This window comes from Bacillus sp. OTU2372, from assembly GCF_038440275.1.
Classification (GTDB): domain Bacteria; phylum Bacillota; class Bacilli; order Bacillales; family Cytobacillaceae; genus Neobacillus; species Neobacillus bataviensis_B.
In genome coordinates, this window is record NZ_JASATK010000001.1 from 755702 (window position 1) to 779623 (window position 23922).

21 protein-coding genes are annotated in these 23922 nt (G+C 36.5%); 19 read left to right on the top strand and 2 right to left on the bottom strand.

Annotated elements, in window-relative coordinates; translation table 11 throughout:
- The first annotated feature begins 37 nt into the window (after positions 1-37).
- The 11 genes from AAHB15_RS03670 to AAHB15_RS03720 all read left to right on the top strand — a co-directional run bounded on the left by AAHB15_RS03670 (position 38) and on the right by AAHB15_RS03720 (position 12688).
- Entirely contained in the window at positions 38-355 is a 318-nt protein-coding gene (locus tag AAHB15_RS03670; protein WP_335573959.1) for a putative quinol monooxygenase, read from the top strand.
- 844 nt (positions 356-1199) lie between these two features.
- Positions 1200-2360 carry an NAD(P)/FAD-dependent oxidoreductase gene (locus AAHB15_RS03675; protein ID WP_342041745.1) on the top strand — a complete coding sequence of 387 codons (1161 nt, stop codon included), beginning with the start codon at positions 1200-1202 and terminating at the stop codon, positions 2358-2360.
- Between the two features lie 2228 nt (positions 2361-4588).
- The gene (locus AAHB15_RS03680) at positions 4589-5020 is read left to right on the top strand and encodes a MarR family winged helix-turn-helix transcriptional regulator (protein WP_335573957.1); all 432 of its coding nucleotides are present in this window, start codon (positions 4589-4591) and stop codon (positions 5018-5020) included.
- A 90-nt stretch (positions 5021-5110) separates the two neighbouring features.
- A complete protein-coding gene (gene opuFA, locus AAHB15_RS03685) occupies positions 5111-6067 on the top strand; it encodes an osmoprotectant update ABC transporter ATP-binding subunit OpuFA (protein WP_342041746.1) in 957 nt (318 codons plus the stop codon).
- A complete protein-coding gene (gene opuFB, locus AAHB15_RS03690) occupies positions 6060-7586 on the top strand; it encodes an osmoprotectant update ABC transporter permease/substrate-binding subunit OpuFB (protein ID WP_342041747.1) in 1527 nt (508 codons plus the stop codon). The genes opuFA and opuFB overlap by 8 nt, the downstream gene beginning before the upstream one ends.
- Positions 7587-7604: 18 nt before the next feature.
- Positions 7605-8576 carry a zinc-binding alcohol dehydrogenase family protein gene (locus AAHB15_RS03695; RefSeq protein WP_335573954.1) on the top strand — a complete coding sequence of 324 codons (972 nt, stop codon included), beginning with the start codon at positions 7605-7607 and terminating at the stop codon, positions 8574-8576.
- A 91-nt stretch (positions 8577-8667) separates the two neighbouring features.
- Positions 8668-9513 carry a Sir2 silent information regulator family NAD-dependent deacetylase gene (locus tag AAHB15_RS03700; protein WP_342041748.1) on the top strand — a complete coding sequence of 282 codons (846 nt, stop codon included), beginning with the start codon at positions 8668-8670 and terminating at the stop codon, positions 9511-9513.
- Between the two features lie 16 nt (positions 9514-9529).
- On the top strand, positions 9530-10435 hold the full coding sequence (locus AAHB15_RS03705; RefSeq protein ID WP_328051144.1) for a protein-ADP-ribose hydrolase: 906 nt from the start codon (positions 9530-9532) through the stop codon (positions 10433-10435).
- A gap of 55 nt (positions 10436-10490) precedes the next feature.
- The gene (locus AAHB15_RS03710; protein WP_335573952.1) at positions 10491-11324 is read left to right on the top strand and encodes an SPL family radical SAM protein; all 834 of its coding nucleotides are present in this window, start codon (positions 10491-10493) and stop codon (positions 11322-11324) included.
- Between the two features lie 97 nt (positions 11325-11421).
- Positions 11422-11895, top strand: a complete 474-nt coding sequence (locus AAHB15_RS03715) for a cysteine hydrolase family protein (RefSeq protein ID WP_342041749.1) — start codon at positions 11422-11424, stop codon at positions 11893-11895.
- Positions 11896-12517: 622 nt separating this feature from the next.
- On the top strand, positions 12518-12688 hold the full coding sequence (locus AAHB15_RS03720) for a hypothetical protein (RefSeq protein ID WP_335573950.1): 171 nt from the start codon (positions 12518-12520) through the stop codon (positions 12686-12688).
- Between the two features lie 1004 nt (positions 12689-13692).
- Here AAHB15_RS03720 and AAHB15_RS03725 read toward each other — a convergent pair.
- Positions 13693-14532: a helix-turn-helix transcriptional regulator gene (locus AAHB15_RS03725; protein ID WP_342041750.1), complete on the bottom strand. Its 840-nt coding sequence runs from the start codon at positions 14530-14532 to the stop codon at positions 13693-13695.
- Between the two features lie 129 nt (positions 14533-14661).
- Here AAHB15_RS03725 and fabF point away from each other — a divergent pair, with 129 nt between their 5' ends.
- From fabF to AAHB15_RS03740, 3 genes are all read left to right on the top strand, one after another.
- Positions 14662-15894 (top strand): beta-ketoacyl-ACP synthase II, encoded by a 1233-nt coding sequence (gene fabF, locus AAHB15_RS03730; RefSeq protein WP_335573948.1) that lies wholly within the window; start codon positions 14662-14664, stop codon positions 15892-15894.
- Positions 15895-16611: 717 nt separating this feature from the next.
- Positions 16612-17766: a ParM/StbA family protein gene (locus AAHB15_RS03735; RefSeq protein WP_335573947.1), complete on the top strand. Its 1155-nt coding sequence runs from the start codon at positions 16612-16614 to the stop codon at positions 17764-17766.
- 16 nt (positions 17767-17782) lie between these two features.
- Positions 17783-18499 (top strand): hypothetical protein, encoded by a 717-nt coding sequence (locus AAHB15_RS03740; protein WP_342041751.1) that lies wholly within the window; start codon positions 17783-17785, stop codon positions 18497-18499.
- A gap of 254 nt (positions 18500-18753) precedes the next feature.
- On the opposite strand, the gene AAHB15_RS03745 is transcribed toward AAHB15_RS03740, so the two are convergent.
- Positions 18754-20169: a PQQ-dependent sugar dehydrogenase gene (locus AAHB15_RS03745; protein WP_342041752.1), complete on the bottom strand. Its 1416-nt coding sequence runs from the start codon at positions 20167-20169 to the stop codon at positions 18754-18756.
- A gap of 268 nt (positions 20170-20437) precedes the next feature.
- Here AAHB15_RS03745 and AAHB15_RS03750 point away from each other — a divergent pair, with 268 nt between their 5' ends.
- The 5 genes from AAHB15_RS03750 (at position 20438) to AAHB15_RS03770 (ending at position 23896) form a co-directional block, all read left to right on the top strand.
- Complete coding sequence (locus tag AAHB15_RS03750; protein ID WP_335573944.1) at positions 20438-20986, top strand: DUF2179 domain-containing protein; 549 nt, start codon at positions 20438-20440, stop codon at positions 20984-20986.
- Positions 20987-21363: 377 nt separating this feature from the next.
- Complete coding sequence (locus tag AAHB15_RS03755) at positions 21364-21750, top strand: STAS domain-containing protein (protein WP_144562341.1); 387 nt, start codon at positions 21364-21366, stop codon at positions 21748-21750.
- Positions 21729-22145, top strand: coding sequence for an anti-sigma regulatory factor (locus tag AAHB15_RS03760; RefSeq protein ID WP_144562340.1), 417 nt, complete (start codon positions 21729-21731; stop codon positions 22143-22145). The genes AAHB15_RS03755 and AAHB15_RS03760 overlap by 22 nt, the downstream gene beginning before the upstream one ends.
- A 3-nt stretch (positions 22146-22148) precedes the next feature.
- Positions 22149-23153, top strand: coding sequence for a PP2C family protein-serine/threonine phosphatase (locus tag AAHB15_RS03765; RefSeq protein WP_335573943.1), 1005 nt, complete (start codon positions 22149-22151; stop codon positions 23151-23153).
- Between the two features lie 143 nt (positions 23154-23296).
- Positions 23297-23896 (top strand): PP2C family serine/threonine-protein phosphatase, encoded by a 600-nt coding sequence (locus AAHB15_RS03770; protein ID WP_335573942.1) that lies wholly within the window; start codon positions 23297-23299, stop codon positions 23894-23896.
- Positions 23897-23922 lie beyond the last annotated feature (26 nt).

Here is a 23922-nt window from a genome sequence, read left to right on the forward strand (position 1 = left end):
CATTCGAGCTCTACTAACTAAAAAAGGGGGATGACCAGTGCAAACCTTAAAATCAGACGAACAACACATCATTTGCGAATTACGTTGTGAAACGCCGAACCGAGAAAAGGTAAAAGAACTCCTCCAAGAACTTGTTGGACCTGCACGTCTTGAGGAAGGGTGCCTTTACTACGACTTATACCAAAAGACTGAAGATCCCAACACTTTCTACATCCTTGACGGTTGGGTTAATGAAAAAGCTGTTGCTGAACACGCTCAGCATCCTAATGTGGCAAGAGTTATGGAAGTTTTGAGCCCATTACTTCTGTATCCTCCGAAGATCACACTGAGCCACTGCGTAAGCGATCCGTCATAATTGCAATATTGACTATCCACGAGGAGAAATGAAAAATAGGAATTGGTCCATTCTTTTTAAGTTCACTGATTCCTGCAACTCGGTATTATGCTTAGTCTGTACAGTTCCTTCGTGTAGCTCGGCTATGCCACGGGCGCCGGCATCGGGGGAATTACCGTAGGAGACTTGTCGATAATGGCCATCACTTGCACTTGGATCAGTGCGCTATATAGAGTATAAATTATTGATTGTGTACCTGTTTGAAATGGAGACTAAAAGCAAAAAGGTATAATCCCTTGCAATTATGAGGTATTATACCTTTTTTCAATAGGGCATTTTTACAGTGCCTTCAGCTTCTATCGGGCTGTTTTTAAAAATTATTGAGTTCTTATTCAACTATTCTTAGTTAAAGCATCTTTAAGAAAATCAAGCTCTAGTTAATTTACTTAAAAAGGTTGCAGAACAGAAAAATGCAACTCTTGCCCAAATTGCCCTTGCCTGACTGCTAGCTCAAAAGCCGTGGATTGTTCCAAGCCCAGGTACGCGAAAAATAAATCGACTAGAACAAAATCTGGGAGCAGCTGACATAGAGCTGGCACCTGAAGATTTACGTATGATAGATGTCGCAACCTCACAGATTAAACTGATTGGCGATCGATATCCCAAAGAGATGGAAAAGTTGACCGGACACTAATTAGTGGTCAAGTCAACAGCCATTTATTTTATCGATGTCGGTAGAGATGTAATTGGTTAATATCAGATATTTCTTTTTTACTAGAGTTATCGACGTCAATCAATAATTTGAAACAGGGGGGACTTCTTCAACTATCGGGGCAAGTTAGTTATAGGATAAGGAGAAAATACAATGACTGAAAAAAATGTAGGAAAGGATAATTTCCTGAGTGAATCAATCAATGACACTTTTACCGAATTCATTCAAGAAGCAAACGAATCTGCTGTAGTTGTCAGTGCGTCGCTTTCTGGACTAATGGCAGGGATTGCTCTTGCGCGAGCTGGGCTGAAGGTTACAATTTTAGAGAGAGCTGGAGTGAAATCACGTAGTGGCGCTGTTCTTCAAGTTGACAGTGGAGATATTGATCGAACTATAACAGCGAAAGTCTTAAGAAAACTTGCTTCTGGTGGTATTAGGTCTGTTGAGGCTTGGTCATCTGTACAGTATCGATTGCGCGCAGAAGCCGAAGCTGATCCTAGAATCGACTTACGTTATGATACTCGCGTTCAAACTGTTAATCAGGACGACGACTCTGCTTGGGTTGTGACGGATAAGGGAGAGACATTCCGTGGAGATATTTTGATTGGTGCTGATGGTCACCGCAGCACGGTGCGACATCATGTTTCACCGTATAAACCGGACGCAACTTTTGCGGGATACTTGATATGGGTAGCTATTGTAGATGAGAATGATATCCCTGAAGAACATCGACCAAGTCGTAATGCCCCGATGACTACTATGCCAGATGGGATTGGTGACTTTTTACTCGGTTCTATTGTTGCTGGAACAGACGGTTCTCGCGCTCTAGGACATAGACGACTAGGATGGGCTTGGTACGATAACACTCGAAATGATTTGTTACGTCGTCTTGGATGTGTGGAAGGAAACGTTGTGCGACATTCGCTTAATGCTCCTGACATTCCAGAACAGACACTGATTGAGCTAGCTGAACAAGCTTCTGTTAGATGGCCTCAACCATGGTTAGACGCGACTCTTCATAGCATTCAAACACGTAACCTTACAGGAACACCGATTGCCGAATACGTTCCTGATAATCTTGTGAAAGGCCGTATAGCAATCGTTGGAGATGCTGCACATGTACCTACACCACTATCTGCATCGGGATTTAATGCTTCATTACAAGATGCTGCTACCTTGGCCGACTGCGTAGCAAAGGGAATTAAAGGATCTGCAGCAGCTGAGGCTCTTTTGGAATATGAGTCTCTCCGTTTAAAAAATGCACGTCAGATTGTGCAATCTGGACAATCTTTCAGTCGCTCTTTTGGACGATAAATGCGGAAATTAGAATAGAGGTAGAGTGGGACTTTGTTAAAAAGGAAACAAGAGAAAATACCTAATGAATAATAGGTATATGTTTAGTAATAGAAGTAGATCGTGAAGTATTTTACTTAAATGTAGTGTAGTGCGTTATTAAGTGAATAAGTAATTTGACGTTATTTTTAAATATTGTTGAACCCCTCTACTGGAAGTAAGTGCAGGCAATTTGTCACTTTACTTGGAGCCTCTGCGGGCATGATCATGAGCCATGAAGCCAGATGTATAAAGGATTCTGGCTCAGCCAAAACAGGCTATCATACCCAACTCTCCAAATAAAGTGCACGTCTCTACACTGAAAAATTATTAGACCGTAAATTAAAATCTTATCTATGAAAAACTTTAACCACATTTCTTGGGAAAGGATTACAGAAACTAAAGGATGCGATTCTTCAAGGAGAAGGTCGCCTTTTTTCTTATTCTACAAAAAAGTTTATGAAAAATTGTACTTTAACTATCGGTTAGTTAAACAAGCAATTCTGTACGAAAATGAATCGACTTTTAGAATAAAACAAACAAGATAAAAAGAAGCCGTTTTTCCCTTAGCGTACAGGAATCGACTTTTTTTAGATTGGTATTTGCTTAGCGTATGTTTTCCGCGTTTTGTTGGTAGGAACCCTTATTCTACAAAGTATGAATGGGCGGATTATGCAACCAATAATTCATTAATCTTATCTGATGAATTAGCAGATCTCAGCGACGACGTACTTACACGAATGATTAAGAAGATTGCTTATAAACATCATGCAAAGCTTAAAATTTCTACTTTGTAGAGAAAAAAGACGACTCATGCCCAGAGTAGTCTTTTGTATTTTTCAAGGAAAAGATTATACTATGCTTGTTTAATAAGCATCCGGTTACTGTGAGATTGTTGAGGAAGGAGCACCGAATCATAATATAAAACTAGTGCATTTTTTGGAATTGAAGTTAAAGGATGTATGACCGCATTATGGCGGTCTTTTTGTTGAACTACCATGGAATTACGAAACAGTCAAAATCTAAAAACGACTTTATTAAAGTAGACCTAGCGATTATAATTTTTAAAAAAGCTGGGCCTAAAATATAACTCATGTCGCAATATCATTATGACGACAATTACCCTACTTTCATTCTATGTGGTGAAAAGCTGTTTTTTAGCGATTCATGGATGGCTAACGGGGACTTTAACACAATAAGGAATAAAATTAAAAAGCCTAAAATATGCGTTTTTATGCACTACCTGTGTATTTTGACTCTTTTTACATTTAAAAAAGATACTGATATTTATAGCATTTTTAATTGCAAAAAACAAAGTGATAAATTATCTGAAAGTGTAACATCTTTAACGGAATTGTACTGTTTTTACTTGTTTGCTTAGCAAAATGTTAGCATTTATGTAATAATTTTTGGTCTCAAATAGGTTCCCTTTCCCTTTGTCAAAAATGAAAGATGAGGATAAGGTGTGTATAAACCGCAGTGACTTTTATCGTCTTTAGAAGGTTTTAATAGTTTTTTCATATTGCTATCGAGGGGACACTTTGGGGACAAATTTGAGCAAACTGTTTCCTAAAACAAAATCTCAATCATATTAAGACTTATAAAAATCCTTATTATAACAAGGATTTCATAATAAAACTGTTATAATCATAAAGTATATCCATCATTGACAGGGTTGGGCTCACTGGTCAATAAGCTCATTCTCCCTTTGAGTGACAAATGGAAGAAGAGGAGGTTTGTTTAAACCTCCTCAATTACTTATTTAATCCCATTATAAAATAAGAAAACTGATCACACTTTTGGTCACAACTTGGTCACAGACTAGATGTTTTTATATTTAATTAGATAAAATTAAATGATATATGTCTTGATAAAAAGTGCATAAAATCAGGACTTTACTGTATTATATAAAACTAAATGTAATCAAAAAAGATACCTTCTCTCTAACTTCAAAACTATTGAGTTATTAAACTATTATTTAGTGTTTAGAAGATGTTTTGGGAGTTTCCGCATTTTAGTAAAGCTGTGTTTCTCCGGTTCACATCATTTATAAAAATGGGATGAAAAATGAAATAAATTAAGGATGGAATCGAAATGGCTCTATCCTTTTTTGTGTTATGTGAAGAGTTTGTGAAGCAATCTACTTAAAGTAACTGGCAGATTAGTTCAAATAAGAAATCTACTTGAAAACATATAGATATCTATGTATAATGGAAAACATGATTAAATATGATACAGCTTCAATGGTTGGAAAGATTAGAGACGCAGTAAACAATGTGATTTTGTCGGAGCTTGGACAACACGGTGTGAACGGAATAGCCCCTTCTCATGGGGATATTTTAGTGTGCCTTTACGATAAAAATGGCTTATCCGTGAAGGAACTGGCTGAAAAAATCCATCGTACTCAGCCGACAGTAACTGTCTTAATTGATAAGTTACAAAAATTAGGTTATGTAGAGAGAATAAAGAGTTGCGAGGATAGCAGAGTAACGTTAATCAAACTAACCAAAAAGGGAGTCCAGCTGGAACCAATTTTTCGTGAGATCTCAGATAAAATAAATTCTGTCATTTATGGTGGATTAACGGACACCGAAAAAGAACAGCTAGAGCATTTATTAGAAAGAATTTTAAATAGGTTTTAATTTTTTTTGGTACATTACATAGATATCTATGTAATGGTAACTTTTGGTAACTGAAAATAGGGTAAGCTATTAAAAAAAAGGAGAGGTAAAATGATTCGATTTGAACAAGTATCGAAACAATTTCCAAATGGGACCTTTGCCGTAAAATCATTAGATTTCGAAATAAAGAATGGCGAATTTTTTGTTTTAATCGGACCCAGTGGTTCTGGTAAGACAACCACATTAAAAATGATTAATCGCCTCATTGAATTAACAAAAGGTTGGGTTTGGATTAATGGAAAGAAAATAAGCGATTATGATATCAATGAACTTCGTTGGAATATTGGCTATGTCCTTCAGCAAATTGCTCTGTTTCCACATATGACAATTGCAGAAAATATTGCAATTGTTCCGGAACTGAAAAATTGGGACAAAGAAAAGATTGCTGTCCGTGTTGATGAGTTGCTAAAAATGGTAGGTCTTGACCCAAAAGAATATCGCAATCGCAAACCTAGTGAACTATCGGGCGGACAACAGCAACGAGTAGGTGTAATAAGAGCTTTAGCTGCCGACCCTGAAATCATCTTGATGGACGAACCGTTTAGTGCACTTGATCCATTTAGCCGGGAGAAATTGCAGGATGATATGCTTGAAATTCAACGAAAACTGAAAAAGACCATTGTTTTTGTCACGCATGATATGCAAGAAGCTTTAAAGCTGGGAGACCGGATTTGTTTGATGAAAGATGGTGAGATCGTACAAATCGGAACTCCAAACGAATTCTTAACGAATCCTGTGAATGATTTTGTACGTGAATTTGTTGGCATTCGTAAAATTTCAATGAATTTAAATGAACTAATGACACCTGTTGCAGCAGAACAGGGATTTTTATCTGATATTAAAACCATTTCCTTATCAACTCCTGTAGAAGAGGTATTAGAACACCTTGTATCGTTCGAACAAATATCTGTGGAGGACAATGGAAAAGTAATCGGGATAATAAACCGACAAAATGCACTTAAAGTAATGTCTCAACATTTGAGAGAAGGAGGGCAAATAAATGAATGATTTAATAAGTGTATTTTCAGAAAGGAAGTCTCAACTTCTAACTGCTCTCTTGCAACATATAGAAATTTCTTTAATCGCTCTTTTTTTCTCATTGATTATTGCAATCCCACTAGGTATTTATTTAACTCGAAGGCAAAAAACTGTGGAATATATTATCGGCATTACTGGAGTGCTGCAAACCATTCCTTCTCTAGCTTTGTTAGGTCTTTTGATTCCACTTTTTGGAATAGGAACCGTCCCAGCGGTGATAGCGCTAATCGCTTATGCCCTCCTTCCTTTATTAAGGAACACCTATACCGGAATTAAAGAGGTTGAGCCTTCATTGTTGGAAGCAGCAAGCGCTATGGGTATGAACAGAAGAAAAAGGCTGCTAAAAGTCGAGCTTCCTTTAGCAATGCCAGTCATCATGGCAGGAATCCGAACAGCTACCATTTTTATTATCGGAACGGCAACCATTGCTTCACTTATTGGAGCAGGTGGATTAGGGGATATTATTCTCCTTGGAATATCCCGAAACGATTATTCACTTATTGTCTTGGGAGCTGTTCCATCTGCACTATTAGCAATTATTTTTGACCTTCTGCTCCGAAGACTCGAAAGAATTTCCTTTAAAAAAATAATGGTCGCCTCTGGTGTGTTTACACTGGTAACCGTTCTAATCGTTGGTTTCATGATTGGTCCGACATTTCTTCCAAAAGAGCAAAAGCAGATTGTAATCTCTGGCAAATTTGGTCCAGAGCCGGAAATTCTCGACAATATGTATAAATTACTAATCGAAGAAAATACAGATTTGAAAGTGAAGTTAAGAACAGGATTAGGGGATACGACATTTGTCTTTAACGCATTAAAATCGAAGGATGTTGATGTTTATCCTGAGTTTTCAGGAACCGCCATTGTCAATTTTCTTAAAGAGAACCCTGTAAGTACCAATAGTAAAGAAGTGTACACACAAGCAAAAGAAGGTATGGCAAAGAAGTATAATATGGCAATGTTATCCCCAATGAAATTTAATGACACCTATGCCATTGCGGTCCCAGAAGATTTCGCAAAAAAATATGATCTGAAAAAGATTTCAGACCTAGTAAAAGTTGAGCAGTATATTACAGCCGGTTTTGATCCTGAGTTTGCTGACATTAAAGATGGATATCCAGGTTTGGCAAAGAAATATGGATTGAATTTTAAAATTGTTACCATGGATCCGTCAGTTAGGTATCATGCTATTGAAACTGGCAAAGTAAATTTGATGAATGCCTATTCAACGGATGGTGAACTACAAAAATACCACCTGGTTGTTCTTGAAGATGATAAACATTTCTTCCCACCATACCAAGGGTCGCCTTTATTGCGGCAAGAAACCATCGATAAATACCCAGAGATTGTACCAGCATTGGACAAACTTGCCGGAAAGATTACCGACAGGCAAATGCAAAAAATGAACTATGAAGTTGGTGTTAAAGGCAAAAAAGCCGAAGAAGTGGCAAGAGACTTCTTAACCAAGGAAGGTCTCCTAGAAAAGTAATGTTAAGGAGGATTTAAAATGAAAGCAGTTGTCTTGGAAAAGCCTTGTGCAGCCAGTGAATTGGCTGTACAGGAGGTTCCAATTCCTATAGTAAAGCCGGGGTGGGTGCTTGTAAAAATTAAGGCACTTGGTATCAACCGATCGGAGACTTTTACGAGACAAGGAGATTCTCCGTCTGTTAAGCTCCCAAGAATTATTGGAATTGAATGCGTAGGAGAAATTGAAGATCCATCTGATAGTTCTTTTCAAAAAGGACAACGGGTTGTATCCCTGATGGGAGGTCTTGGACGTGATTTTGATGGGAGCTACGCGGAATACGCCCTTATTCCATCCTCTCAGGTTTATCCAATAAAAAATGATATGGACTGGGTTAAATTGGCGGCAATTCCCGAAATGTACTACACGGCATATGCTTCCCTTTTTGATACTCTTCGGCTATCGGCAGGGGAAACTCTGCTGATCCGTGGGGGGACCAGCTCGGTTGGTCTAGCTGCACTGCAACTTGCTAAAAGTGTAGGTGCTACTGTCATTTCGACTACCCGAAACACAAATAAGCAGGAATCTTTAAAAGAGTATGGAGCAGATTTTGTGTTACTTGATGATGAAAGTTTATCAGAACAACTCTTCTCCCTATTTCCAAATGGCGTGAACAAGGTATTAGAACTAGTAGGTACTGTCACATTAAAAAGTTCACTTAAGTTACTCGCAGAACACGGAATTCTATGTATGACCGGTATTTTAGGCGGTGAATGGGTATTGGACAACTTTGAGCCTATGGTTGATATTCCTTCTGGCGCCTATTTTACCCAGTTTGACAGTGGAGTAAATTTTAAGAAGAAATTGCTCGTCGAACTCTTTAACCATATTGAACAACAAAATATTAACGTTCCAATTGCAAAAGTTTTCCCACTTGATGAAATCGATAAGGCGCATCTTTTGATGGAAAGCAATGTGGCAAACGGAAAAATAGTTGTAGTGAACTCCTTATAAGAGTGTAATAGGGAACGGAACCGACCTTTATAAAGTAAGGAAGGTCGGTTTTTAGATAACGCGTGAAGGAAAGTAAAGGGAGGTTTATGTCATGTCTGTTAGTTATCAAACTCGCATAGAAGGAGCAAAAAAGGCATTGGAAGATGCTGAATATGTTCTTTTAGGTGGTGGAGCAGGGTTATCGGCTGCTGCGGGTATAACTTACAGCGGTAAAAGATTTACAGACAATTTTGGTCCATTTATCGAAAAGTATGGGTTTACCGATCTTTATACCTCCAGCTTTTATCCTTTTAAAACGGAAGAAGAGAAATGGGCGTATTGGGCAAAACACATCAGCTTGAATCGTTATGAAATTGATGCTACTAAGCTATACATGGATTTATTTCAACTAGTAAAGGATAAAAACTATTTTGTTATTTCTACAAATGTAGAAAGCCAGTTTACAAAAGCAGGTTTTCCACCGGATAAAGTATTTGAAATTCAGGGGGACTATAATTTTTTACAATGTGAAACAGGCTGTCATGACAAGTTATATTATAACGAATCATTGGTGAAAGAAATGATAGATAAGACTGTTGACTGTAAAATACCTTCGAACCTTGTTCAAAAATGTCCTGTTTGTGGTGGAAATATGGATGTGAATCTGAGGAAAAATCAATACTTCGTGCAGGACGAAAAATGGTATGAATCCGATAAGTTGTACAAAAACTTCCTACAGGAATCAAAGGGAAAGAAGATTGTATATATGGAGTTAGGTGTTGGATTTAATACACCTGGGATTATTCGATATCCATTTGAACAAATGACTTATCATAATGACCATGCAACCTTAGTCCGATTGAACAAAGAACATCCAGAGGGCTTTGAGGAAAATGAAGAAAAAACTGTTGCCTTCACAGAAGACATGCAAGATGTTGTAACGTTTTTAATGCAGTAAGGGGGTTGTGCTTTACATGCAACAATTGTCGATAACACAATATTCTTCGCTGATTCATTTGAATAATAGATACACCCCATCATCAACATTATTAAACAATAAAGCAGAAATCGTGAATGAATTAGTAGAAAAACTTTTGAAAGAAAATAATGACGTGAGAAATATTGAAGTTCCTCATAATTATACCGGCAAACGAGAATTATTAAGAGGATTATTAAATGTCAGAGAACCCAAACCTCTTGATGTTGAATTCCTGCAAAAATTAGATTCTCTTTTACAAACGGAATTAAGGGAAAAAGGTGTTGTTGAAGTTGAAAACCTTAAAACAATTTCAACCTTATTTCCCAATAATCTTTTTAACCAATCGGATAAATTTATTTTATGGCAAGGTGACATTACGCAATTAAATGCAGATGCCATCGTCAATGCGGCTAATAAATACATGTTAGGCTGCTTTCAGCCTTTACATGCTTGTATTGATAATGTGATCCATTCCGCCGCAGGTCCACAGCTAAGGGAAGACTGTGAGACAATCATGTCCATTCAAAAGGAATTGGAGATGACTGGAGGAGCAAAAATTACAAGGGGCTATAATCTTCCTGCAAAATTTGTTTTGCACACAGTTGGTCCTATTGTTCCAAAAGGAACTAAACTAACGGAAAAACAAAAGGCAGAATTAGCATCCGGTTATCAATCCTGTTTGGAACTTGCCAATGAAATAAAGACAATAAAGACAATTGCTTTTTGCGCGATCTCAACTGGTGTGTTTGGATTTCCAAAGCCAGAGGCAGCTAAAATCGCAGTAAAGACAGTTAATGATTGGTTAAATACACATTCTAATTATTTCGAAAAAATCATATTTAATGTGTTTAGTGAAGGAGATTACAAGGAATACTTCAACGTCTTTGAACCGGAGAAATAGGAACTTACCTCTAATTTTTTAAATATACGATAGACTTTAAAAAGAGGTGTTCTATATGGAAATTGAAATAAAAGAAATACTTTCAAAGAAAATTCTTACTGAAGCCAAAGGTTATTTAGATGTTGGCTTTACACATTCATTGAATCCTTACAGTGGTTGTGCGTTTTCCTGCCTCTACTGCTACGTAAGGGAAATGCCCATTCAAAGATTTAAAGACATTTCATGGGGTGAATGGTTAGACATAAAAACAAATGCAGCAGAAAATTACCGAAAAGAAATCATAAAACTTCGCAAGAAAATGAATCCTGTGAACATTTTTATGTCTTCTGCAACAGATCCCTATCAACCCATTGAACGTAAAGCAGAAATTACAAAAGGGATATTAGAAGAAATGATTGAAAATCCTCCTGATTTTCTTCAAATCCAAACACGAGGACCACTGATTACAAGAGATATTGATTTGATATTAAAATTAAAAGAAAAATGTGATGTTGTTGTATCAATGACTGTTGAAACAGACAGGGAAGATATTAAGCAAATTTTTGCTCCATATGCACCTGGAATTAAATTACGGATTAAAGCCTTAAAAGAGGTTCATGATGCTGGCATATCCACTCAAGCTTCGATTTCTCCGGTTTTACCATTTACCCCTGACTTTCCAAAAGCATTGGATGGGGTTGTAGACCATATATGGATTGATACCTTATCCATTGGAGATGGTGCATTGGGTAAGCGTTCAGAGAGATTAGGAATGCCAAATTTATTTGAGCAACATGGACTGACCCGGTGGTATGAAAAAAATCTACATGTAAAGGTGGAAAAATATTTTTACAAATATTTTCCTAATGAAATGATAAGAGTTTCTAAAAATGACGCCTTTCCAAAATAGCAAGATTTATAAATTAAGATTTTTTCGACTCAATGACGGAAATATTTAAACACCCTTTTACACTAATTTTGATAATACCGAAAGGAATGACCAGAAAATGAAATTTGATACAAATAAAACAGCTTTATTAATCGTTGACCTACAGAATGATAATCTGATAAAAGGTGGTAAGTTTGAAGATTCAGGTGCTGTAGAGCATGCCAGAAAACAAAATGTTGTTGAAAATATAAAAGCAATCGCAGAAAGGGCAAGAGAGGTTGGAATCCCTGTTTTCCATAATCACTTTGTTGTAGAAAAAGGAGCAAAGGGAATTGGCAATAGAGCTCCAATATTTAGAGCTATAGCTGAAACAGGAAGTATAGTTAGAGGAACTTGGGGAGCTGCACCAGTTGAGGGAGTAAAGCCAAAGGAAGGTGATTTTGTAATTGAAAAATCTCGTATGAGTGCATTTAATGGTATTCAATTAGATTCATTATTAAGAGGATTAGGCATAGAAACACTTATCGTTACGGGTGTATGGACGAATATGGCTGTCGAACATACTTGTAGAGATGGTGCAGATTATGGATAAATGTTGTCATTGCAACGGATGGAACTTCAACCATTAGTGAAGAATGGCAAGAAGCAGCATTAAACTATGCAATGAACAACTTAGCCACAAAAATGACTACAGCAAAAATAATTAGCAATATGTAATAAAATAATTATAAATACATGCATAGTTACTGACCCCACCATTATATGTTTGGAAAGAGCACCCAAAAAAGCGGACTTTGACCAATCCTTCCCCAAAATGGGAGGAAGTAATCCCTCCTATGGACAAACGATAATTGTTCATATAAAATTACTTTAGACTGTAGCACATGGAAAAAGATAGACTGTGTGGTTACGGTGAGTTTTTTTGAATCAAAATGAATGACAAATCGGGGATCAGCCCATACATAGCAAGGCTTCACGAATTAGTAGAATTTTCAGATAAACACTAAACAGTCTTCAAAACTGCTTGAGACCTGCGTGCCAGGTCTGGTGGGTTCGATTCCCACGCAGTCCCGCCAAAATAAGATTTTCAATCATTTACATAATTTCTTACCTCCACAGTCTTTTGTTCATTTTGAACGACACTGTGTGAATACGGAAGTATGAAACTGTGTGTGGTCAGGGCCTTCAAATTATTATATTTGGAGGTTTTTTATATGCGTAAAAGTGTAAGAAAACATGGAAAGATTGTAACAACGAAAACGGTCAATGAAAGCTTCACAATGTGTGAGACGTTTGAGCGGTTTATGTGGTTTAAACAGTCTGAGGGTTTAGCACCTCGGACTATTGAGGAGTATAGGACTCACTATCAATGGTTGAAGCGTTAAGAGAATTAAATTTGTACGAACCATCATTTGAGGAATGTGCTAAGTATTACATTTAACAGTTAGCAAAAAGGATTCTTGAGGAAGATGAAAATAGTGCTATTGATTTAGCTAATAGGATTTATGAAATTGTTCGTGAACTGATAATTCCGACGGTCTAGAAGAGTGGAATAACATTAGCGAAATGATAGATGAGTTTCGATATGGAGATAATATTTCTAACTTAACAAAGGTTACATTAATAGGACCCATAGAGAAAGAAGCCAAAAGCAATTAAACGGGAATAAAAAGTAATTATTCCTGTTCAACTAATAGGTACAATTAATAAAAGTTATTTATCATCACTTGCACTATCTTTATCTTTACCTGATATTTGTGGGAAAATTGAATATCCACATTTTAAATAAAACCAAGGAAAACGTAATGTAGGAAAACAATATGCAGTATACTCTGATGATTGGGTAAACCAATATATGCAGACAACACAGGTTGGACAAATGATTTCGCTAAAGTAAAAAATCCTTATTTTACAGGAGTAATGTGTTATTCTCTACGTTGTTCTTTCTTACATCATGGAAATTCGGATATAAAAAAATGGGGCGATAAAGAAAACGCAGAATTTCATCATTCATACGAATTTAGATAAGCAGTAAGTGTAGCCGACTCAACTCTTTGTAGACCATGAAGCACTTGCAATCAATCGTGAACCACTGCCACTTCAAATCCTTGTTCAATTAGATCACGCATATGAGTTTCAACGCACAGGTTCCCAGCCATACCTTGGTTTGTTTTGTTTGTACAGCATTTATACTTTCATATTCCGATTACAAAATTTAGGTAATTTAAGAAAGTCAAAAACCTTAACCAGTTAGAAAGATTTAGCAATATTCATAACACCAGTACTACTGCAAATATGGTTAAACCTGTGAACTATGTGTCGACTAAAAAACCAAGCTGGTATCAGCTTGGTTACTCATTCATATTATCAAACTCAAATATAACTATTCTCATCCGTTACCCATAAGTCTTTTTAACTTAGATTCTGTATTGGTATTTTCAACAGGAGTATAAACACTGCACCGTAAATCCGTGTTTCCCTGAACCTGTAGAGAGGTTAGGTTAAATAACATTTTTCCTGCTTTTGCATGACGAAACTCAATTAATACTTCTGGAGCCGAGCTAACTTCACTTTCATTCCACATTTCATGAAACTCTGGATACTCTCTTTCCATCTCCTTAATAAAAGAAGAGTACCATTTATCGGCAACATATTGTCCGTAATAGATACGGAAAATAGCTAAAAAGCCTTTTACAAAATGCTCCCAATTTACCGCCAAACTTTTAAACTCTTTTCTAGAAAAGAGCAATTCGATGAGATTTCGTTTCTCCGGTACGATTTGTTCGAAATCCAAAAATACATGGGCAGCTGCCTGATTCCATCCTACAATATGGCACCTTCTATCAGAAATTATAATAGGGCAATATCGCAGTTCTTGAAGTATTTTATTCAAGGCTGGACTAATGACCGTTTCTTCCTCATTTAAAAATGTTTGTCTTTCTCCCTCTGTCAATGCAAGGGCATAAAAATATCTTCGTTCATCCTTATTTAATTGTAACGCATCTGAAATAGCGTCAATTACCGAAGTAGAAACTTTGATATCTCTTCCTTGTTCGAGCCAGGTATACCATGTTGTGCTGACACCCGCTAATTGAGCAACTTCCTCTCTTCGGAGACCAGGGGTTCTCCTGCGAATCCCTATTGGTAATCCAACCATTTGAGGAGTTATTTTAGAGCGATGCATTTTCAAAAATTCCGACAGTGCTTGAAGTCTAGCTTCTTGATTCATTATAGAACTCCCTTCTGAACGGGCATTACCATATTTTTAAAGTAGTATTAATTATACTATGATAAACAACAACTTGTAATAGGATAAATACACGTTAAAATAAAGAAAAAAACTTTTGGAGGGATAATCATGAGAAGAATTGTGATTACTGGAATGGGTGTTATGTCACCTTTAGGTCTTGATGTGGACACAGTTTGGAACAATTTAGTAAATGGAAACTCAGGAATCACATCAATTGATACATTTGATGTTTCTAATTTCAAAACAAGGATAGCCGGTATCGTCCGTGGTTTTGATGCAGAAGTAAGGTGGGGAAGAAAGGAAGCAAGGAAATTAGATCGTTTTGTTCAGCTTGCTATGGCCGCTGCGGAGCAGGCGTTGGAAAATTCTCAATTAAATTTAGACAAGATGGACCGTGAACGGATAGGAGTTTACGTTGGATCTGGAATTGGCGGAATCCAAACGTTTATCGAGAATGTTAACCTATTAAACGAGCGAGGACCTGGAAGAGTAAGTCCAAGTTTGGTCCCTATGATTATTTCAAATGCCGCAGCTGCACAAATAAGTATTAGATTAGGTGCACTTGGACCGTCCTTATCTCCCGTAACGGCTTGCTCTATCGGAAACTCGTCGATTGGTGAAGCATTTAATACTATTCGTAACGGTGACGCGGATGTAATTTTTGCGGGTGGAGCAGAAGCAGCCATTACTCCATTGTCCTTAGCAAGCTTTGGAAATGCCAAAGCATTATCAACTAATTCAGACCCCTCTCTAGCAAGTCGACCATTTGATGCACAGAGGGATGGATTTGTTATGAGTGAAGGAGCAGGCGTATTGGTATTGGAATCATTGGAACACGCTGTAAAGAGAAATGCGCCAATCTTATGTGAGGTGATTGGTTACGGAGCAAGCTCTGATGCTTATCATATGGTGGCAACCCATCCAGAAGGGCTTGGGGCTTATATAGCCATGAGAAATGCGTTGAGAAAAGCAAATATATCCACGGAGGTAGTGGACGTCATTAGTGCTCATGCCACGAGTACCCCTCTAGGCGATCTTTCAGAAACACTTGCTATTAAGAAATTGTTTGGGCAGCGTGCCTATCAAATTCCAGTAACGGCCAATAAGTCCATGCTTGGACATATGCTTGGTGCTGCAGGGGGAGTAGAGGCCATTGCTTTAGTGAAGAGTCTCATGGAAGACATTATTCCACCGACAATTAACTTATCCCATCCTGACCCAGAATGTGATTTGGACTATGTTTCAGAGGAAGCCAGAAAGAAAGAATTAAACATTGGTATATCAAACTCTTTTGGTTTCGGGGGGCACAATTCAGCTATTGTTTTGAAAAAATTTAAATAATAGGTTGGGGATTCATTGCAGTACAAGCGAAACATCATAACCATCCCAAAGTTGGACAGTTATTATTTTTTAACTAAAAATTTCTTGTTAAAAAGAGATTGTGAAGAATTACACTTAACCTATAGGAGGCTTTAATTGAAGAAGACTGCTTTTTGCGGTCTTTTTTATTCATCGGAAACGAAGCAGCTCCGTATTGAAGTTAATCCTGGAGAGTTTGAGCGGATTTAAATGATATATGACTTGATAAAAAGTGCATTAATCAAGACTTTACGGCATTATATAAAACTAAATGTAATCAAACATGATATCTTCCCTCTAACGTCAAACTGCTTGAGACCTGCGTGCCAGGTCTGGTGGGTTCGATTCCCACGCAGTCCCGCCAAATAAATTTTCAATCAATTACATAACTTCCCACCTCAACAGCCTTTTTGCTTGTTTTTATATTAAACAGTGGAAAACCGAGATATGAAACTGTGTGTGTTCAGAGCCTTCAAATTATTATATTTGGAGGTTTTTTGGAATGCGAAAAAGTGTGAGGAAACCGAGTTGTAACTACGTGAAAGGTATCTGAAGGCTTTACAATTTGTGAGATTGCATTTGAATAATAATGTGGAATATTAAATTATCATAATCTAAAAAAATATCAACATATTTAGACAAATACAAAAGAAGAATATATACTTATTATAAGGAAAAAACATGAAAAGAGGAGAAAAAATGGATATAAAACGTCAGAATGTCGATTTTGGTAATTCTATCTTTCAAACGCTTGTGGATGGTTATTATTTTGAGATTCCTACAAATGTAGTAGAAATAACGAAGGAAAAAGCAGAAGGCTACTTTCCGTCTACTTTTAATGACCCCCAATTCCTTCTTCAAAATATGCTCATTCAAACTACAATAGACGGTGTAGGGAAATATTATCTAGTGGGCGATTCAGCAGAAAAACAGGTATTAGGAAACATTCATATCAACAAGCTTCATGATAAAACGCAATCTGAGATTCCCTATGTGATGTTCCTGGCATCAGTTGCCTATTACAATGTATTAAAAGGAAACGGCAAAGAAGATAACCGAGTGAATATTAATTATTTTTCAACCATGCTTCCAATTTGGTTACTTAAGAAAACGAACAAGTTCAGTGATATGCAAAATAAAATGGCTAGCAGATTCGAAGGAGAGCACCAAGTAGCGATTTTAACTCCAGGATTAGAAAGAGTTGTAACCATTCACGTCGAAACAAGCAAATGCCGAATTGAAAGCGAAGTTGCTCGCTGGGCAATAAAAAAAGATTTTGATTTGCAGGACCGTGAGGAAGCAAATTCATTTAAAAACTATGAAACCCTAATTGTAGATTTAGGAGGAGGGACCGTTGATCTTGCCTTGCTCCAAGCAGGACTTCAAGCTCCTAAGAGCAGGGATTCATTGAACTGCTTCACTGACATTTCGTACTTAAAACACATCGAAAAACTGAGAAATGAAAAGTTACTAGAGTACTTTGATGATGTTCGCTCACTAGAAGAATTCATTATTAAAACAATCGAGAAAACAAAAATGGAGCAGCGGGATGGAAATAGCGGTAAAAAAGTTGATCTTACAGAGCAAATCCATGAGTCGTTAAGGGAGTATACGCAAATTTTATTAACGAAAATTGAAAACACATTCCCATCACCTAAAGATAAGGTCTATAAATATGTTTATATAGGTGGAATTGCCGGAATCCTTAAACAATTCATTGAAGAATCGATTGATACAAGGTATGGCGTCGAAATCAGAGAGCAAAATCATCTATTCCTACCTGATGCAAGAAAGTTAAATTTATATGGTCTAGAAATTTTAAGCAGGCATGAAACAAACGCAGTTTTCGCATAAGAAGGGAGAAGAAGGTATGAGCAACAAAGATCATCTTCTGGGTGAAAAGTCCGCTTTCGGATTAAACAGTATGTATTCAGATCTGGGTCAACAAATGTTTGCGCCATTTTACGCTCTATCAAACTTTTTTTTAACTGCTTCTAATCTACAAACGGATGTGTTCAGATTAATGAAGTTGGAATCAGGAAGTAATACCGAACGTGTAAGGTTGACTTTAAATGCTTCGAATATCTCTCCAAAGGTGAATGCATTTCTTCAGAAAAAAGCACAGGCTAATGAGCTGGAGGATTATATAACGAAGCTTGTTGAGCAGGATTTGGATAAATCGGAAAAAGAAGAGACAATCACCTTAATAGATACACTTCGTGAAGAGTTTTTAGGTAAGATCAATTTACTGAAACAAGAATTTGCCTCTGGTCTTGCAGATAATCCTATTGGGAGGGAGTCCCTTCAAGCAAACGATATACGGGATTTTATCACGAAACTCGGTGAGCAAAAATTGGATAAGGATCAATTCCAAACGTTGTTAAAGTCCTTTCGCAGCGAGCTATTAAGTGAGATTAACCTACTTAAAAATGAACTTACTTCTCGTCCTGTTTATCCTGCTAATTTAAATAACACAAAGCCTGCTATGGAACACACTAAAGAAGTGAATGATTTGAAAGAAGGGCAATTACTTAAAAGTGATCAAGTTACAGGGACAATTAAAGAAGTTATAGATATCGATTTTTAAAATATGAAGTAGCATTGTGATGTTCTGTTACTTTTTTTTGTTATTCCTTTTGTTCCTATTTTCTTAGACCTCTCACGTGATTTTTATTATTGTATGAGAAGTACAAATATTTTGGATGAAATCAGGGTGTTCGGCTGTTAAATCCCCGGAAAAATAATCAAACGAGGGAGCATGATTGCTCTCTTGTTTGTTTTATATTTCGATTAAATACAATTCAAGAAAAAGGTTTATCGGTATTAAGTCGAATTTATGAATCATGGAACAATTTCAAAAACAGTACCTTGGTTAAAATCAGTCACTTTCATAGAGCCATAAACCCCTAAATATAGTCTGGTTTGATCCTGATTTGTTCCCAAATTAACATAATAAGCTGATTGAGCTCCAAAATTATAATTCGTTTCAATTACACTAAAATCATTTAGTCTACCATCTGTTTTAACCCCGGTATAAGCTAAAACTCCTCTAACTGGAGGTCGAGCTTCTTCAACACGGGCAAGGTCGGTAAACACAACACTTCCGGTTAAATCGGGGATTCTATTCCCCATAAAGGCTTGCACTCCTGTAAGTGCTGTTCCTCCAAACTTATCGGGGCGGGGATCTTTATGAAAATAACTAGTTAGAGGCTGAAGACGCCTCACAGAAGTGTTTACAGCTTCATTGTAATAAGCAATTGTTTTCTCATCCAAAGTCGGATTTGCAGAACAGTCCCTTATAATCGACGTAGGAAAAGAACCTTCCCATCCTCGCCAGCCAAAGTTAATAAAGCCTTCTGTGTCAGGTTCAGTGTTTCTTAAAGAAGCTTGAACAAGCTGAGTAACCGGTATTGGTTTATAATGAACGAATGAAAAAATCGACTCAACTAAATCCTGTCCGACATTTCCCACATACTTGATATACTGATTATAAAACTTTTGAAATGAAATACCTGGTATGTTCCGAACCCCTTTGGCTATGACCGTAAGTGTTTCCTGAATAGTTGCAGGAAGTTCATTAAAACGTGTGACTACGGGTGGATTATTGATAAATGTATTCTTACCTACGTCAATTTCAATGATTTTACCGGCAATTTCCAAATTATCCTGGCTTAAATTAAATGGATCATAGCCTGATCCACCATCTCCGGTTGTTAAAACAAGTTTTCCCGTTTCAGGTGAAAAGTTTAAGCTATTGACACCATTATGATTCAAAAAGGGTCTTCTTAAGTTAAGTAATGTCCGTCTTTTTTGAGGTTGGCCATTCGATTGTAAAATCCATTCTTCCACTGTATCAATATGATCAAATTGAGTTTCTCTATTTATCCACTTTCGGTTTAAGGTTTTGGGATCACATGGGTTAGGACTAAAATTTTCAGAAAGAGCCCCTGGACCTTGTGTTCCAGCTACTGAATAATGAAGATAAAACAGACCATTATAATAAAATTCGGGATGAAACGCTAACCCTAGCAATCCCCGCTCATCATATCCACCACTAGAAACACCTAGTTTTATGATTTGCGGGCGAATATCTAAAAAAGTTCTTATAACTCCGTCTCCTATGTAAAAAATCTCTCCTACCTGGGTTGCAATAAATAATCTTTCAATTGAGTCACCCGGAAGTATTGTTGTTTTCACAACAGTGGGTAAATTTATCCTACTAACAATGGGCCGTAAACCAACCTTAACTTTTATCACCTAACTTTCCACTCCTTCGTATTGTTTTCTTTTATTTATAAGGATATGATTAGTACGGTTCCATTAGTACCAAAGAAGGGCCGGAGAATCTGATAAGGAAATAGCACTTTTTTAAGGTTTTAGATTCAAAGCTTTTGATCCCCTTTAAGGGGTAAAAAGTTGGAATTTTTTAATAGATAATGTCTCTTACTTTTTTACATGTTAAAATAAATGGGCTGATCATGAAACATGATTACATAAAAGATAAATTGACTGAGAGGAGTTACTTATGCTACTAAATATTATTTTAATTTTTGCTCTTCAATTACTGTATGTCCCTATCTTGACGCTTCGGACTATTTTTTTAGTGAAGAATATGAGCGTTGCAGCTTCATCATTTGGAATACTGGAGGCACTAATCTATGTATTCGGTCTTTCCTTAGTTTTTTCCGGTCACCAAAGCATTGCTGAAATGGTCGTATATGCTGTAGGTTTTGGAGTAGGATTATATATTGGTACCCGCATTGAAAATAAGCTAGCCATTGGTTACACTTGTTTAGTTGTAAATTTAATGGAAATGAATGAAGAACTTATTTCTTTATTAAGAAATAAAGGATTCGGGGTTACCGTCTTTGAAGGGATGGGACGTGATAGTAAAAGATTTCAATTAGAAATACTAACAAAGCGAAACCGCGAAAATGAAGTGATGGATTTAATCGAAGAATACGAGCCAAAAGCATTCATCATCTCTTATGAACCGCGTAAATTTAAAGGCGGTTATCTAATTAAAGCGATGAAAAAGCATTTGAAAAAAGGTAACACTATTAAACAAATGTAATAGAAAGATTATTCATTGAAATAAAATAAAGTTGCGGGCTTTTAGATAATACTGAAACTTTCCACACATACATTATTAACATCTTTTTTTGTTTAACTTTTAAAAATGCGGGTATATAATAATTAGCTACTTTCCCCCATATCCTTATTTGCTATTAACTTTGACTATCTTATTGATAGTCCTTTTTTTTGACCGTTTATTATGGTGTATCTTAATAGAATAAACGCATACTTAAATTACTTTTTTACGATTGCTACCTTGATATAGAACTTTTCTTAGCATTCGTGTTATTGGTATAATACTAAAAAGCCTAATTATCGAAGTAAATGGTTTATTAGAAATGACAAATCGAAAGATTGTATCAATGGAGGAATAGAATGAATACAAGAATACCAATTCTAAAATTATATGATTGTCTGTTTGTATCTATTCAGTGGGAGCTGGATGATAAAACCGCAATGGAATTTCAAGAATCATTGCTTCAAAGAATACATGAAACCGGTGCCAGCGGTGTTGTAATTGATTTAACGTCTGTAGATATGATTGATTCATTTATTGCTAAGGTGCTAGGTGATGTTATTAGTATGGCCAAATTGATGGGGGTAAAAGTTGTTATAACTGGCATTCAACCAGCTGTAGCGATTACCCTAGTTGAACTCGGAATCCACCTCCAAGACGTCCATACAGCATTAGATCTAGAAAAGGGGTTAGAAATATTACAAGGGAGTTGGGGGATTAAAGCATGGAAAACGAATCCTCTGTAAAAATATTATCAGAATGGGATATCGTTGCAGCTAGGCAACTAGGAAGAAACATTGCCAAAGAGCTAGGATTTGGAACAGTTGACCAGGCAAGAATCACCACTGCCATTTCTGAGTTGGCACGTAATATTTATTTATATGCAGGTAAGGGAGAAATTCATTTTGAGCCTGTCAATAATTTTGAAAAAAAAGGTTTAAAAGTAATTGCTGTTGATCATGGCCCCGGAATTCAAGATATTAGGAGAGCGATGGAAGATGGGTTTTCAACATCTAATGGTTTAGGGGCAGGATTACCAGGAGTCCGACGTTTAATGGATGAATTCGATCTGATCTCATCACTTGGGGAAGGGACAACCATTCGGGTAGTAAAATGGCTTCGAGAAAGGAAGTTTGGTTAGAAGATGGATTTTAAACTGATTTTAGAATCAAGTTATCGGGAAATACTTCGTAGATATATAGAAGAATCTTCCGAAACTGCACTGTATCAAGGACAAATGTTTAGCAGGAAATCCATTGAACAGCAAGTACCCCCTGAAGAAATTATTAGTATTCATTGTAAAGTCTTAAAGGATCTATTTCCAGATATTGGTGATGAAATTTTAGCTTCGTTTGATTTCCTCATTGAATTTATGATGAACTATGGCTTAGCCTATCAAGAACATCAAAGCTTGCGGGACAAGCAATTTGAAATTAAATCTGAAATTGAAATCGCCGCCAGCATACAAGAAAACTTATTGGAAACGCCAATTCCGAAGCTAGATGGAGTAGATATTGGTGCCATAAGTATACCGGCAAAGAAAATGAATGGAGACTTTTATCGCTTTGTTGAGGATGAAAAAAATATTAGTATTGCCATTGCCGATGTAATTGGCAAAGGAATACCTGCTGCACTATGTATGTCTATGATTAAGTATGCAATGGATAGTTTACCAAAGTCCCGAAATAATCCCAAGGATGTGTTAACAAATTTAAATAGAGTAGTAGAAAATAATGTTGATTCAAGTATGTTTATTACTATGTTTTACGGAATATATGATGTCATTAAGCATTCATTTACATATGCTGCTGCGGGGCATGAACAAGGGTTCTATTATCACGCCTCTTCTCACTCCTTTGCGGACCTAGAAACAAGAGGCATGGTGTTAGGTGTAGAACAGAATATTACATATGAGCAATATGAAAAAAAGGTTAAACCCGGAGATATGATCGTTTTGCTATCTGACGGTGTAACTGAATCAAGGACGGAAAATGGATTTATCGAACGTTCGGTGATTACCGATTTAATTCAAACCTTTATGCATTTATCCGCACAAGAAATGGTGGAAAACATTTATCGTCATATTGAAAGACTTCAGAATTTTGAGTTAAGGGATGATTTTACACTTATCATTATAAAAAGAGTTTAAAACTATCTTAATGGGGTAGTTTTTATTAAAACTTTTGAGTGTAACATATGCCCAGGTATTTGGATAATATTTAGTATTTAAAGATACTAAAAAAGAAACTAAAAATATATGAAAGGCACTTGGTAAAGATGCAGGGTAAAAGAATGCTTGAACTTGACTTTAACCAACATATTCAGGCAATAGCCTATCAGGTTCCAAAGGAAGGTAATGTATTTAACGGGGATAGCTTTTATATGAAAGTATTGGACGATTACTTTATTTGTGCGGTTGCCGATGGTTTGGGGAGCGGGGAGCATGCCTATCATTCGTCAAACGCGATTCGTCAAGAGGTGAAAAATAACCATGATAAAGAGGTAGAGGTATTAATCAATAATTGCAATCAGGTCCTCAAGAATAAGAGGGGTGCAACGATATCAATTTTAAAGGTACATTTTTTACAAAAGACATTCACCTATAGTTCGGTGGGAAACATTCAATTTGCCCTTTCTTGCCCTTCTGGTCGGTTTATCTATCCTTTACCTGTGCTAGGATATTTATCTGGAAAGCCTCAAAAATACCGATTCGAAACATTTTCTTATGAAAAGGGGTCAAAGTTTATTCTTCATACGGACGGTATTGCGATTCCCAGTATTAAGTCATTAGTAAGTTCCTCCTGTTCGATTGAAGAAATCTCTAACCATTTGGAGATTTATACGAAAACAGGTAAAGACGACCTGACATATATCGTAGGTCAACTTTTTTAACAAAATATGTTTATTTATTTTAAATA